Origin of the sequence: Chryseobacterium sp. ON_d1 (assembly GCF_006829085.1) — a bacterium.
Lineage (GTDB): Bacteria > Bacteroidota > Bacteroidia > Flavobacteriales > Weeksellaceae > Chryseobacterium.
The window spans coordinates 56,345-71,373 of sequence record NZ_BJTC01000020.1 but is presented as its reverse complement, the minus strand read 5'-3'; the positions used below and the strand labels follow the sequence as shown (position 1 = coordinate 71,373).

The following is a 15,029-nucleotide window of genomic DNA, read 5'->3' as shown; positions in this document are numbered from 1 at the left end:
AATAACTCATGTTTTTTCGAGGGTATAGTCCCGAGATTCCGTACTTGTTATAAAAACCAATCCACTTGCGCAGATTGCTTTCATTAAATCCTTTCTCTGTTGCTATAGATTTAATTGAACAATGAGAATTTTTGTGAAGATTAATACATTCTAACTTGAAAGCAACGCTAAATTTTTCTTTTCTATACATAAAAAAATGCCCCTAAAAAGTGTCTAACTTTTTGGGGGCAGTCCAATGAAGCGGATTTTTTATTTATCTTCCAAAGTCGTCCTGTACTCTTACGATATCATCTTCATCTGAAGGATTGGACGCATCGGTATGCTGCCAGATTTCAGCTACAATTCCCCAGCCTGCAAGACCGATTAATCTGTGTCTTTCTCCTTGCTGAAGTTTCACCTGATCTTTTGGACCATATTCTCCTAATTCTCCTTCTTCATCGGTATTGCTTCTTTTGATGCCTACAGTTCCCTCTACAACCTGCCAGATTTCAGCTCTTCTGTGGTGGTATTGCCAGCTTAATCTTGCTTCCGGAGCCACGATAAGAATTTTAGGGCTTAGCTTCCCTCCTATTCTCAAACTGTCTACATCAATCCCGTCAAAATACTGGTTGGCAAAATCCTGCGCCTGTGTTTCATCGATCACAAAGAAACCACCCCATGGTCTTGTATCATCTTTTGCAGCGATAGTAAAACCTTGTGTCTGCAGCATATTCTCTACTCTCTCGAATATTTCTTTTTTTTCTGTACTCATACAGCTATATTTTTAATTTTAAAATTATTTATTTGATTCTTCTTTTGACATTGAATACGGAAAGTCTTTTTCCTGTGAACCTCTTTCTTTGTTGGGCTTACTGTCCATTTTAAAATCTAAAACGGCACCTTTTATCAGTTCTTTATGGCTCAGCCAGTTTTTGGAATAAGGCTGCTGATTTACATTCAATGATTTTACATATAGATTTTCAGTGTTGTTTTCCGGAGCTTTTATTTCAATTTTCTTACCATTCTCCAAGTGGATGGTAGCTTCTTTAAATAATGGTGCCCCCAACACGTATTGATCCGTTGCTGGTGTTACCGGATAAAAACCTAGAGCTGAGAAAATATACCACGCAGAAGTCTGCCCGTTATCTTCATCACCACAATATCCATCTGGCGTTGCATGATACAATTTATTCATCACCTGTCTCGCCCAATATTGAGTTTTGTAAGGTGCTCCTGCATAGTTATAGAGATAGATCATGTGCTGGATAGGCTGGTTTCCGTGGGCGTACTGCCCCATATTCATGATCTGCATTTCTCTGATCTCGTGGATCACACCTCCATAATAGCTGTCGTCAAAAACCGGAGGCAATGAAAAAACTTCATCCAATTTGGCTTCAAATTTCTTTTTTCCACCCATCAGCTCTGCCAGTCCATTAATATCCTGGAAAACTGACCATGTATAATGCCAGCTGTTCCCTTCTGTAAACGCATCTCCCCATTTGAAAGGATTGAAAGGCTTCTGGAAATTACCGTCTTTATTTTTACCACGCATCAAGCCTGTCTCCTTGTCGAATACATTTTTATAATTATAAGCTCTTTTCTTATAGATATCAATTTCAGAAGCGGGTTTCCCTAATGCTTTTCCTAACTGGTAAATCGAAAAATCATCATACGCGTACTCTAATGTTCTGGCTGCATTTTCATTGATATTTACATCGTAAGGGACATAACCCAGTTCATTATAATACTTTACTCCTGCACGTCCTACAGCTTCTATAGGTCCTTCATTATTCGCTCCGTGCTTTACGGCCTGCCAAAGCGCTTCAACATCATACCCACGAAGTCCTTTGATATAAGCATCTGCCACTACGGATGCAGAATTATTTCCAATCATAATATCAGAATATCCCGGACTGCTCCACTCTGGTAAGAAGCCACCTTCTTTGTAAGCATTGGCCAGTCCTTCCTGCATTTCCACATTAATGCTTGGGTAAACAAGGTTCAGAAAAGGATATAAAGCACGGAACGTATCCCAGAAACCGGTTCCGGCAAACATTCTACCGTCTACAATTTTACCGTTGTAAGGACTCCAGTGCTTTATTTTATTCTGGGTATCTATTTCATATAACTTTTGCGGGAAGAATAAAGTTCTGTATAAAGAAGAGTAAAAGGTTCTCATCTGCTGATCTGTTCCTCCTTTTACGTCTATTTTCCCTAATGTTTTGTTCCAGATATTTTTAGCATCGGTTTTTACCTGTTCAAAGTTTCTGTTTCCGATTTCTCTTTTAAGGTTAAGTTCTGCCTGTTCAAAGCTGATGAAAGAAGAGGCTACTTTTGCATAAACTGTTTCTTTATTTTTAAGCTTAAATCCTACTACAGCACCGGTGTGATCGCTGGTAATTTCTAACTGATCATTGACCAGCTTATCGTCTTTCCAGGTTTTTGTCAGTTCAAAGTCTTTATCAAACTGAATGACAAAATAGTTTTTAAAGTTCTCATATTTCCCGGTAGAATATCTTGTGGTATATCCCAGGATTTTTCTTTCTTTCGGTAAAATTTTGATATAAGAGCCTTTATTCAGAGCATCAACCACTACGTAAGCGCTGTCTGTTTTGGGAAAATCAAATTTAAAATAAGATGCTCTTTCTGTAGGGGTAAATTCTGTCGTAACATTGATGTCAGCCAGATAAACACTATAAAAGTATGGAGTAGCCACCTCAGCTTTATGACTGAACCAGCTTGCTCTTTCCTCTTCTTTAAATTTCACTTTTCCTACTCCCGGCATGATGGCAAATGCGCCATAATCGTTCATCCATGGAGAAGGTTGGTGGGTTTGTTTAAATCCTTTTATTTTATCTGCATCGTAGGTATATGCCCATCCATCGCCCATTTTACCGGTCTGGGGTGTCCAGATATTCATTCCCCAAGGAAGTCCGACTGCCGGATAGGTATTTCCATTGGATAATGATGGTTTGGATTGTGTTCCCATCAAAGGATTCACATAATCTACGGGAGATACGTTCTGACCTAAAGCCCAGGCCTGTAATAACAGTAAGCAAGTGGAAAATATAAACTTCATTGTATCTTTTCGTTTGTTAATTTATATACGCTTTTTTAATGCATAGCTGGCAGCTCCAAGAATGGCCGCATCTTCAAATATAGCAGAAATTTTAACCTGCAAGTTAATATTATTCTTTGTTAAATTCTGAATAAATCTTTGTTCAAAATGAGGATAAGCCTTGGCAATATTTCCCCCTATAACTAAAACTTCCGGTTTGTAATGATCTACATATTTTACGATAAATTCTGAAAAAGAATCTGCATATTCATCAAATATTCTGTTCTGTATTTCTAATGGTTTATCCAGAAGGTCTTTTGTTCCTGAAATTTCTTCCCCAGTCAGTTCTTTATAATGATTAACGAACCAGCGTGTCGCCAGATATTCTTCACTGATAGAGTTTTTAAAAGGAGAATCCCACAGGTCTTCATCGGTAGCCAATTCTCCGTTATAGAAAGTTGTTCCCAATCCTGTCCCGAGAGTGACACCAAAAATCCTGCTGAATCCCTGAGCACATCCTCCGAATACTTCACCTTCCATAAAGGCTGCTGCATCGTTTACAAAATGAATCTGTTTCTGGGAAATACCCAGTCTTTTTGCCAGTTCTTCTTTAATATTTACCTGATAGATATCAATAAATTTTCCATGCTGCATAAGGGATATTCCGCTCTCATAATCGAAAGGTCCGGGCATTGCAATACCAATCAGAAGATTTTCTTTTTCCAGATCATGAGCCACTTTATGAATGGTTGAAATCCATGCATCAAAAATAACTTCTTTATTTTCGAAAGCATCTACATGTTCTCTTACATAAGTGGAAGAAATGATTTCACGTTTCTCCGGATCTACCTGAGCCAGCGTAATGTGCGACCCTCCAATATCAATTCCTACTATATTCTGCATTATTTTTTATTTTTAATTTCCTGTGACTGAAAAAACAGACAAACAGAAGCATACCCCTGTCTGTCTGCTTTGTATTTCAGACTTTATATTTCAATTCTGATAACTACATCATTATCTGAATCTTACTTTATAATTACTTTACCGGTTGATAGTACTTTACTGTTTGACGATGTAACCTTGTAAATATAAGTACCACTGATTAAATCCTGCGTATTCACTGCATTATTATTTTGATTAATATTCTGTTTTTTAAATAATTTTCCTGAAACATCATACAAGGCCACTTCAGTCGCAGCGTTGTCGTTAATGACAAAATGAATATCATTTCCGCGTTTGACAGGATTCGGATAGACCGCACTGTTCTCTTTTGCAGATTCAAGATCTTTTACCGCAAGAGATGAAGTACAGGCAACGTCTGTTCTCCAGTTCGCATCTGTCATATTGATCAGGGTTGCAAAATGGGTATTTGCCGTAGCATCCAAAGCTCCTATTCCACTGCCTTCATCCATTTTCCAGTTGGCTTCAAGCCCCGTGGAATTGGCAGGAACATTACAGCTGTTACTTAAAATTTCCTGTGGGGTCAGTGCTCGTTTCCAAACTCTGAATTCATCAAGGAAACCATTAAGTGTACGGGAATTATCATAATTTCTTCCCAGATAAAGGATTCCGTTTGCCGTAAAGTTACCTGTCACTGCAAAACTTGCATCAAGATTACCATTGACATAAATTTTCATGGCCGCACCATCATAAGTGGCTGCTATATGATACCATGTATTGGTGTTGAATGCTGTATTCGTATTCAGTTTCACCTGTGACGGACCAAAGCTCAATATAAACTGAAGCTTATTATTGGCCAGGTTTCCGTCTCCGAAACGAAGCATTGCAGAATTATTATCTCCAACTTCTACTCCCAGTACTGATGAAATGTAAGGGAAAGCTGTTTTAAAGGAATTCACTTTCACCCAGCCTTCAAAGCTGACTGCATTTCCGCTCAGGTTAAATTGTCCTGCATTAAGATAGTGTGTGCTTCCGTTGAAAGAAAGAGATCTTGCTCCGGGACTTGTAACCGGTGCGAAACCACTATTAAATGATCCTTCTCCTGAATAGGTACTTGCAGTTCCTCCCGCACATGAAGCCTGTACTTTCCATACATAGTTTGTATTAGGTGTTAAATTCTGTAATGCGTAGGAATTGGTTGTAATATTCGGAATTTCAGACCAGGTTGTTGCAGAAGCTGTTTTGTATTGAAGCGTATATGAAGTAGCGTTCCCTGCATCCCATGACAGCTGGGTGGTATTACCAAGGAAACCTCCGGAAGTTAATCCTGAAGGTGTAGTGCAACCACTTCCGGAGTTAAACCTTGGTGCAAAAATATAAGTACTTGTTAATGTCGGTGAGCAATTGGACTGAATTCTCCAGTCATAATCTGTATTCAGGGTAAGATTATTGATCACAATATTATTTCCTGAATAATTGCTGGCTACATTCGTCCATACTGTTGAATTGACCGGCTTGTAATCAATATTATAAGATTGGGAAGCATTGGAAGTCCAGTTCAGTTTTGCTGAAGTTCCTGTTACATTGGAAACATCAAGTCCCAATGGCGGATCACAGGTTTGCCCCTGAGACCACGAATATAACTGACCGCTTAAGAGCGTATTTTCGCTGTAAAGGATATTGGAACCTGTGCTCAGATAACTGGCTACATTGGTTCCCGGCAAATCATACCACATAAATACTCCATATTGGTCATTCTTGGTGCTGGTCGCTAAGCTTGCCAATGTTGTTGCAGATGTAGAACTTGGATTCGAGTTTTGGATCCATGTTGCTGCAGCAGAAATTTTAGATTTATCGAGAGGCGGAACAACCGGAGCATTGTAGGTGCTGTACATCGCGTTCCATGTATAATTGATATAGTTTCCGGCTAAATCTCCGTTATAACTCTGCCTTGTTGTAGCCGGACCATAGTAATAAAATGTAATCAGTTTATCCGGCATTGCGGCTTTAAGCTCCTGTAATAACATCACAAAAGAGCTGTTGTTAGGCTGTCCTGTTCCGTTATTTCCGTATCCTGCGTATTCATCATCAAGGTCCACCCCATCCAGTCCGTAGGTATAAACAGTATGAGCCACCTGCATTGCGAAATCTTTTGCCGCCGCACGGTCAGGAAAATTAGAAATTCCGGCTCCCTGATGATTCCCTAAAAGATCCAGCAATACTTTTATCCCTTTTTGCTGTAAAGGTTTTACATAGGTATTGACATCATTCAGAACTTTGGTAACATTATTATTGTTTGAGATGTAAGCTCTGTTTTTAGAAACATCATAGTTGATATTGGCTGCAAAAATAATCGCAACATCAAAAAGCTGTCTGTTAGTGTTCTGCAAAGTGTATGAACCTGCGTTCAGCATATTGTTGTTGTTCACTTCCACATAGCAGACTCCCAAAGGATTGAGCTGCTGCGCTTTGAGCATAGGAACTGATTGAAGCATCAGAGCCATTAAGGGAATAAAAAAGGATTTTTTTCTCATAGTATATCAATTTTGTTATAGAAAAATCATTGGGCCGAAGCCCAATGACTGAGTTTATTATTTTACAATTAGTTTTTCTGACTGTTTCAGGCTTCCGTCATGAGATTCAAACTGAACAATGTAGTTTCCTGCTGAAATTCTGTTCAATTCATATTGATTGTCTCCTGAATTCAATGATTGTGTATCTACGATTCTTCCATTATAATCATAAACCGTTAATTTTCCTTTACTATATTCATCCGGAACAGAAACTGTCAGTGATGAAGATTTGCTTACCGGATTAGGATATAATTTAATTTGATTTTTACTATTTACCTGTCCTTCACTTATTGCCTTTTGGCTCGAAGCATTTCTTGCCAATAGTGAACTTCCTGTTGCACATGGCAGATCTGTTCCCCAATTGGAAGAGTCAACCCCTGTTAAGGTTAAAGTGACTCCATTGCCTGAAGTATCCTGAACAGTAGAACCACTGCCTTCATTAAACTTCCAGTAAGCAGCCAGTGAAGTAGCAGGAACCGATACATTACACATATTCTGACTGATTTCTGTCTGACTTAATACACGCTTCCAAACTCTTACCTCATCTATTTTACCATTGAAGTTCCTTGACGTATTGTATAAATATCCTACATTGAATGCTCCTGTTGAATTTACACTTCCGGTTTGTGCTTTGGTGGCATCCAGAACACCGTTAATATAGATTTTCATATTGGCTCCATCATAAGTAGCTGCCACATGATACCAGGTATTGGCGCTCAAAGCTGTTGCAGAAGCCAGTTTTTGCTGTACATTATTGATACTTATTACAAACTGAAGTTTATTATTGGCCAGACTGGCGTCTCCTAATCGTAAGAATGCAGAATTGCTGTCACTTACTTCCGTTCCCATAATTGAGGAAATGTATGGCGATGCAGATTTGAATGACGAAGGTTTTATCCACCCTTCAAAAGATAATGCAGAACCACTTAAATTCATACTTCCGGCAGCGCCTGATTCTGTACTTCCGTCCAGAGACAAAGCATAAGAACCTGTAGGAGCGGTCCCTGAGGCACTGGTAAATCTTGGAGCAAACATATAGGCACTTTTCACGCTGCAGTTGGTTCTTATTCTCCAGTCATATTCGGTGTTAGCGGTTAAACCTGAAATGGTTACCGAAGTGGAGCTTGTAGCTGAAACTGCATTCGTCCAGGTTGTTGAAGAAGCAGGCTTATAATCAATATCATAAGTATTGGTTCCTACGGCTGTCCAATTCAGTTTTGCACTTGTTCCTGTAAGGTTGCTTGTGTACAATCCGATAGGGGCGTCACAATTGGTTCCTTGTGTCCAGGATTGTAAAGTACCGCTCAAAACAGTTGGCTCTCCGTATAAGGTCTGAGTTCCTGCTGAAAGCTGTGATGTTTCATTGGTTCCATGCAAATCATACCACATGAATACTCCGTAACCTCCATTTTTAGTTTGGGTAGCCAGGCTTGTTGTGGTAGAATTGGAAGTATTTCCCATCCAAACCGCTGCAGGAGAAATTTGTGCTTTGGTAAGAGGAGGCACATTGGGAGCGGAGAAGGTTCCATACATCGCATTCCAGCTGTAATTGACATTGTCTCCTACTCTGGCTCCGTTCCAGGAAAGTCTTGAAGCTGCGGGACCATAATAGTAGAATGAAATAATTTTATTCGGTAATAATGCTCTGAGTTCCTGAACAAGCATTACAAAAGAGCTGTCATTAGGCTGTCCTGTTCCGTTATTTCCATATTCTGAGTATTCATCATCAAAATCAATTCCATCAAGACCGTAGGTATTCACTGTATTGGCAAGCTGTAATGCAAAGTCTTTTGCGGCTTCACGGGTAGGAAAATTACAGATTCCTGCTCCCTGGTGGTTCCCCAAAATCGTCAGAACTACTTTCATCCCTTTTTGCTGAAGGGGCTTTATATAGGTATCTGCATTGGTAAGAACCTTGGTAACATTATTATTGGAATACAGATAAGCTCTTCCGCGGCTGGTATCATAATTAATATTGGCCGCAAAAATATTCACCACATTGAACAGATAACTGTTCGATGTCTGCAGTTTGTACGCTCCCGCATTCAGGAGGTTGTTGTTATTCACTTCCACATAGCATATTCCGGTAGGATTAAGCTGTTGTGCGTTGATCAGAGAACCTGACTGAAGCATCATGGCAATCAGTGCGGTAAAGATGGATTTTTTTTTCATTGTATAATTTTTTTAAGGTGTTTTGGTGTCTGAATTTGATATAGCACTCCCCTGATCCTTTCTTTTTGGAGAAGGAATCTCAGATAAATATGCCATATAAAAGGGTGTGCTATGTCAGTAGCTCCGGGTTTTCGTTAAAGGTTTTCCATAACAATTCTCCAAATAAAGTATTGGCCCATGCAAACCATTCTCTGGTGAATTTTTTGGCATCGTCTTTATGGAAGGATTCATGCATAAAGCCTGTCCCGCCGTGCGTTTTCTGTAGAGTATCAATACACCATCTGATCTCACTTTTATCTTTGGTAGTGAGTGCCTTCATGATGATACTCATTGGCCAGATCATATCCAGTCCGATATGCGGACCTCCTATCCCTTCTGCCAGCTTACCTTTGAAGAAGAACGGGTTATTTTCTGACCACACAAATTTTCTTGTATTCAGATAAACAGGGTCATCAGCTTTCACCGCATCCAGATAAGGCAGTCCCAGCAAGCTTGGACAGTTCGCATCATCCATCAGGTTATAGCTTCCGAAGCCATTTACTTCAAAGGCATATATTTTTCCAAATTCGGGATGATTGTAAATTCCATATTTTTTGATGGCTGCATCTACCTCATCAGCAAGGCTGTTCAACTGCTGAGCCAACGTTTTTTCATTTTTAATCTGAGCAACCATTTCCGCAGCCTGACGTAAGCTTACCACCGCAAATAAGTTGGAAGGGATCAGGAATCCGTAAATGGTAGCATCATCACTTGGACGGAACATAGAGCTGATCAACCCCACAGGTTTTGTTGGGTAACCATATCCTCCCATAGGAACGCCATCTGTTGCCCAAGCCGTTGTACGCTCGAATTTGTAAGGTCCAAGATCATGTTTTCTCTGCTGTTCTGTGAAAGTCTGCAGGGTAAGTTTAATTCCTTTCAGCCAGTTAGCATCGAAAGGTTTTGTATCTCCTGTTGTTTTCCAGAAGTGGTAGGCCAGACGGATAGGATAGCAAAGGGAGTCGATTTCCCATTTTCTTTCATGGGTTCCCGGCCTCATATCGGTATGGTCATATTCTTTCCATTTACTGATCTTCTGATCATCGTTGTAGAAAGCGTTCGCATAAGGATCTTTCAGGATGAATGTAGTCTGTTTGTGGATGACCCCCGAGATCAGCTTGTGAAGTTTTTCATCTTTCTTAGAGAACTGCAGGTAAGGAAAAACCTGTGCCGAGCTATCACGAAGCCACATGGCATCAATGTCCCCAGTGATGACGTAAGTATCCGGAGCTCCGTTAGTTTCTGTGTAGTAAACGGTAGTATCTAATGTATTCGGGAAACAGTTTTCAAAAAGCCAGCTCAGCTCTTTGTTTTTTACTTTCTTCTTAAACGCAGCAATAGCACTCTCTACGGATTCACTGGTAAAATGTCTCTTATCTTTAGGAACACGGACAACAGGAAAATCGTCCAGCACTAAATTTTTAGCAAAAACATTTTGGGTAAACAGCAATCCGGCTCCCGCCAGTGCACTTGTTTTAATAAAATTTCTCCTTTCCATTGATACTTTTATTTCGTTTATTTTATGATTCTTATTTTACCGGTTTACTTCCCATTACGAATCTCAGTTCGCCACCGTTCATGATGTCACTGTGGTTCAGCTCCCAGCTTTTGTATTCTTTTCCGTTCAGGAACATTTTCTGTACATAAATATTCTTGTCGGAGATCTTATCTGCAATCACTGTGAACGTTTTTCCGTTTTCCAACTGTAAAGAAGCCTTCGGGAATTGTGGGGCTCCGATGGCATAAACAGGTTTTCCCGGTGTCACAGGATAGAATCCTAATGATGAGAAGATATACCACGCTGACATTTGACCGCAGTCTTCGTTATTTACTATTCCGTCCGGTTTTGCCGCGTACATATTGTCGCGGATATATTTTACCATTCTCTGAGTCTTGTAAGGGCTTCCCGCATAATTGTACAGGTACGGAACATGATGTCCCGGTTCATCCCCGAATCCTAAAGACCCGATGAATCCTGAGATATCTACGTGCTGCTCTCCTTCCATGTGAAGTGCTTCTGTGAAGGTTTTATCCAGCTTTTCTTCAAATCCTTTTTTCCCTCCGTACAGATTCATCATTTCATCAATCTGGTGTGGAACAAAGAAGTCATAGGCCCAGATATTTCCAGAAACCCAGTGTGGCTGAAGTTTTTTCCAGTCATTAAGAACAAAATCCGCTAAGAATTTTCCGTCTTTTTGTCTTGGCCAGAAGTGATTATTTTCTTTATTGAAAGTATTCAGGAAGTTCATAGAACGTTTTCTGTAAACTTCTGCTTCGTCTTTTTTACCCAATTTTTCTGCCAGCTGCTGAATGCACCAGTCATCATAGGCATATTCTAATGTTGCTGAAACTGAAGCTCCGTTTTCTGACGGTGTGTAGCCTAACCTGATATAATCATTAAGACCTCCACCTCCGTCGCTGCTGCTCATTTTATCCGTTAAAGAAGCATCTTTCATTGCAGCAAATGCTTTCTCTGCATCGATACCCGGAACTCCTTTTGAAATGGCATCCCAGATTACCGAAGCACTGTGATAGCCGAGCATACAGAAGTTATCATATCCGCAAAGCTCCCAGATGGGCATATGATCTTTACGGTCTGTATATCTGCTGATCAAAGAGTTGGCAAATTCTTTTGTATGTTTCTGATCCATGATGGTCAACAGCGGGTGAGTTGCTCTGAATCCATCCCAGTAAGAATATGTACTGTAATTCGTAAACCATTTCGTATTCATATTTTCCTGAGCAGCAACATAATCTCCATTGACATCCATGTAAAGATTGGGTGCAATGAATGTATGATAAACGCCCGTATAGAAAATTTTTCTCTGGCTGTCTGTACCTCCTGTCACCTGGAACCTTCCGATTAGATCTCTCCAGGTTTTTTGTGCTGTTTCTTTCGCTTTCGCAAAATCAATATTTTTTGCTTCGGTATCGAAATTTTCCTGTGCATTTTCTGTGCTTACCGGAGATAAAGATACTTTTACTTCAATACTTTCCTGGTCTTCTGTCGAAAATCTTACAAAAGCTTTAGCATCTTTGGCAAGAGCAATTTTTTCATCATTTTTAATTTTTCCTTCAGCATATACGCCGTAAGACTTAAACGGTTTGGAAAACTCCATCACAAAGTAAGCAAACCGTTTACCTCCCCAGCCGTTGCTGTAGCAGTATCCTTTGATTTTATTATTGCCTTCCACACTGACTAAAGTATGGTAGATATTTCCGAAGATTTTATTGGTAGGATCAATAATGATATTGGCTTCACTACTTTTCGGGAAAGTATATTTGTGAAATCCTACTCTTGGAGAGGCAGTGAGCTCTGCTTTAATTCCATAGCTGTCCAGCATTACGGAATAATATCCGGGAGAAGCCACTTCTTTATCATGGGTAAATTTTGAACGGTACCCTGTTTCCGGATTTTCTTCTGATCCGGGAATCATTTTTACCTGCCCCACAGTAGGCATTACCAGAATATCTCCAAGATCTGCCCATCCCGTTCCGCTCAAATGGTTATGGCTGAAGCCCATGATGGTCTTACTGCTGTAATGATATCCGGAGCACCAATCCCAGTCACCACTTTTGGTATTCTGATCCGGACTTAACTGAATCATGCCGAATGGCGTAGTTGCCCCGGGAAATGTATGTCCATGACCTCCTGTTCCTATGAAAGGATCTACCCAGGATAAAACATCATTTTTATTTTGCTGGGCATTAGCTACAGACATCAGGGTGGTAAAAAAGCAGATAAGCAGTTCTTTTTTCATGATAAGAGGTATCGGAATTTTTTTATTTTAAAGTTGGTTTAAAAATAGGAAAACCATTATACAATTCCCAGAAAACAAAGGAAAATTAAAATGATTAACCTATTTTCCTAAACTTATATTACTGTATTAAATTGAATTCTTTTTCATAAAATCAATGATTTCTGAGATATATCCAAAAGCAATAGCAACCACAGTATCAGCAGCACCGTAATATACCGTTACTTTATCTCCTTCTGTCAATGCGGCGCAAGGGAATACCACATTGGGTACATCTCCCGTCAGCTCATACAATTCTGCCGGCGCCAGCAAATAAGGTTTCGTCCTGTACAATACTTTTGTAGGATCTTCAAGATCAAGCAAAGCTGCTCCCATTGAATATCTGAATCCCCTGCAGGTATTGATCACTCCATGATAGAAAAGCAGCCATCCTTCTTCTGTTTTGATAGGAACCGGTCCACCTCCGATTTTGGTACACTGCCATGCGCTGTCTTCAAAAGGCGTTACTTTCATTACGCAGCGGTGTTCTCCCCAGTACTTCATATCAGGGCTGTAGCTGATATAAATATCTCCGAAAGGTGTATGCCCGTTATCACTAGGACGGCTCAGCATGGCATATTTACCATTGATTTTTTCAGGGAACAAAACCCCGTTTCTGTTGAATGGAAGAAAGGCATTTTCGCACTGGAAAAATTCTTTAAAATCAAAAGTATATCCGATTCCGATGGTAGGACCATTGTATCCGTTGCACCATGTGATCCAGTAACGGTCTTCAATAAAGGTTACACGGGGATCATATTTGTAATCGGATTCAATCATATCCGTATTTCCTGCCTGCATTTCAATAGGGTCATGATTGATATCCCAATTGATTCCATCCTTACTGAAACCGGCAAAAATATTCATTTGTACTGCTTTGTTATCACAACGGAATACTCCGGCAAATCCATCTTCAAATGGAATTACCGCACTGTTGAATATACTGTTGGATGTTGGTATCGCGTATCTGTTAATGATCGGGTTTTCGGAAAACCTCCACATAATATCACTGCAACCTTCCGGGCGATCCTGCCAAGGGATCATTACTGATTGAGCTGTCATAAAGTTTTTAACTTTTTATTTAAAATTTGTTTATTAATTGTGTTCTTGTTCTTTCTGATTTTCAGGATAAGGGAAAGGAACAAATAAGGTGACCAAAAATGCTGGAATGGTAGCAATCAACACCCAGATAAAGAACATTTTATATCCGACCCAGTCACTGATCATTCCGCTAAACATTCCCGGAATCATCACGCCAAGGTTCATAATTCCTGTTGCAAATGCATAATGAGCTGTTTTGTGTTTTCCAGGAGCAATTTGCTGCATCATGTAAAGCATTAACCCTACAAAGCCAAATCCATATCCGAAATACTCCACGACTACAGCAATTCCTACAGGTAAAAGGTCGGCCGGCTGATAATAAGCCAGTAAAGCATATACCACAAACGGAATATTAAATGCACAGCAAAGCCATATCAAAGATCTTTTCAGTCCGCGTGCTGAGATAAAATATCCTGCCAGTACAGAACCTAAGATAAATGCTGCAGAACCATAAGTTCCATAGACAAGTCCTATATCCGATGTGGATAATCCTAATCCTCCTGACGATCTTGGAGCTTTAAAAAACAGAGGAGCAATTTTGATGGCAAATCCTTCTGCAAAACGGTACAGAATAATGAAAAGCACAGACCATACAATATTTTTTTTGGTAAAGAAAGAGGTAATAACTTCCAATAATTCTTTACGCACATTTCCGGCTGTTTTTTCCTTTTTCTGTTCTTCTCTGTTGTCTTTTGGCAGGATGAAATAGTGATAAATCGCTAATACAAAAAACAGCAATGCATAGATTACCATAATGATCATCCAGGCATGAGTAACACCTTTTGTCTTTTCTAAAACACCTGCAAAATAAACGAGCGCTCCGCTGCTGATAATCTTAGCCAGATTGTAAAAAGCACCCTGCCAGCCGATATATCTTGCCTGCTCTTTATTGGTAAGAAAGCCAATATACGTTCCGTCTGCTACCACATCATGGGTCGCTCCACAAAATGCCACTACTGCAAAAAGAGCAATACTGTATTTGAAAAAATCATGCATCGGCAGGCTTAAAGCTACTAACGCAAACAGAATTCCTATGGCAAACTGGGTAAAAACAACAAAGAACTTTTTAGTTTTATAGATCTCCAGAAAAGGACTCCAAAGCGGCTTCAATGTCCAAGCAAACAGGATAAGAGCTGTCCAGAATGTGATCTGCGAATCCGAAACACCCATATCTTTATACATGATTCCTGAAACCGCATTAATGGTTACAAAGGGAACTCCCATTGCAAAATATAATGTGGATATCCAGAGAATTGGCTGGATCCGACGGGCTCCAGAGTTGTTTTTTCCCATATTTAAAAATAAGATTCTAAAGAAAATGAGAGCATCTCAAAAATTCATTCAGGCTTAAAAAACGAAACTATAAATTTTTTGGAGGCTCTACTCTATCCTCCTGCCTCAATGGTTGTT

Annotated in this window: 10 protein-coding genes; all 10 read right to left on the bottom strand. The window is 39.8% G+C overall.

All coding sequences use genetic code 11. The features are described 5' to 3' along the window. Window positions 1-190 (bottom strand): helix-turn-helix domain-containing protein (locus tag CRS_RS24885; protein WP_142722049.1); only part of this gene is annotated, 190 nt, incomplete at its 3' end. A gap of 63 nt (window positions 191-253) precedes the next feature. Next, complete coding sequence (locus CRS_RS23560; protein ID WP_142726390.1) at window positions 254-751, bottom strand: phosphoheptose isomerase; 498 nt, start codon at window positions 749-751, stop codon at window positions 254-256. Between the two features lie 24 nt (window positions 752-775). Next, window positions 776-3,058, bottom strand: a complete 2,283-nt coding sequence (locus CRS_RS23555; RefSeq protein WP_142726389.1) for a GH92 family glycosyl hydrolase — start codon at window positions 3,056-3,058, stop codon at window positions 776-778. Window positions 3,059-3,079: 21 nt separating this feature from the next. After that, window positions 3,080-3,940: an ROK family protein gene (locus CRS_RS23550; RefSeq protein WP_142726388.1), complete on the bottom strand. Its 861-nt coding sequence runs from the start codon at window positions 3,938-3,940 to the stop codon at window positions 3,080-3,082. Window positions 3,941-4,062: 122 nt separating this feature from the next. Next, a complete protein-coding gene (locus CRS_RS23545; RefSeq protein WP_142726387.1) occupies window positions 4,063-6,471 on the bottom strand; it encodes an endo-beta-N-acetylglucosaminidase H in 2,409 nt (802 codons plus the stop codon). A 57-nt stretch (window positions 6,472-6,528) separates the two neighbouring features. Further along, window positions 6,529-8,682: an endo-beta-N-acetylglucosaminidase H gene (locus tag CRS_RS23540; protein ID WP_142726386.1), complete on the bottom strand. Its 2,154-nt coding sequence runs from the start codon at window positions 8,680-8,682 to the stop codon at window positions 6,529-6,531. 109 nt (window positions 8,683-8,791) lie between these two features. After that, window positions 8,792-10,219, bottom strand: a complete 1,428-nt coding sequence (locus CRS_RS23535; RefSeq protein WP_142726385.1) for a glycoside hydrolase family 125 protein — start codon at window positions 10,217-10,219, stop codon at window positions 8,792-8,794. Window positions 10,220-10,250: 31 nt separating this feature from the next. After that, the gene (locus CRS_RS23530) at window positions 10,251-12,482 is read right to left on the bottom strand and encodes a GH92 family glycosyl hydrolase (RefSeq protein ID WP_142726384.1); all 2,232 of its coding nucleotides are present in this window, start codon (window positions 12,480-12,482) and stop codon (window positions 10,251-10,253) included. Window positions 12,483-12,608: 126 nt separating this feature from the next. After that, the gene (locus tag CRS_RS23525; RefSeq protein WP_142726383.1) at window positions 12,609-13,580 is read right to left on the bottom strand and encodes a glycoside hydrolase family 130 protein; all 972 of its coding nucleotides are present in this window, start codon (window positions 13,578-13,580) and stop codon (window positions 12,609-12,611) included. 33 nt (window positions 13,581-13,613) lie between these two features. Further along, window positions 13,614-14,912, bottom strand: coding sequence for an MFS transporter (locus CRS_RS23520; protein WP_142726382.1), 1,299 nt, complete (start codon window positions 14,910-14,912; stop codon window positions 13,614-13,616). Between the last annotated feature and the right edge of the window lie 117 nt (window positions 14,913-15,029).